Source organism: Dellaglioa sp. BT-FLS60, assembly GCF_054941065.1.
In genome coordinates, this window is sequence record NZ_JBSOLI010000013.1 from 1 (window position 1) to 486 (window position 486).

A 486-nucleotide genomic window follows, 5' to 3' on the forward strand; every position below is an offset into this window, starting at 1 on the left:
CGTATTACCGCGGCTGCTGGCACGTAGTTAGCCGGTCCTTATTCCTCTGCTACCGTCATATTCGTCACAGAGAAAAGCAGTTTACAATCCGAAGACATTCATCCTGCACGCGGCGTTGCTCCATCAGACTTTCGTCCATTGTGGAAAATTCCCTACTGCTGCCTCCCGTAGGAGTCTGGGCCGTTCTCAGTCCCAGTCTGGCTGATCATCCTCTCAGACCAGCTAAAGATCGTCGCCTTGGTGAGCTATTACCTCACCAACAAGCTAATCTTACGCAGGCCGTTCCCAAAGCGCCGGAGCTTTAGCCCGAAGGCCACATGCGGTATTAGACACCATTTCTGGTGCTTATCCCTCACTTTGGGGTACGTTCCTACGTGTTACTCAGCCGTCCGCCGCTCGTGTACTCCCGAAGGAGCCTTACCGTTCGACTTGCATGTATTAGGCACGCCGCCAGCGTTCATCCTGAGCCAGGATCAAACTCTAGAG

Annotated in this window: 1 rRNA gene; it reads right to left on the reverse strand. The window is 53.7% G+C overall.

Annotation, left to right across the window (positions count from 1 at the left end):
- Positions 1-486 (reverse strand): 16S ribosomal RNA (locus ACVQ8P_RS00335); the annotation flags it as partial.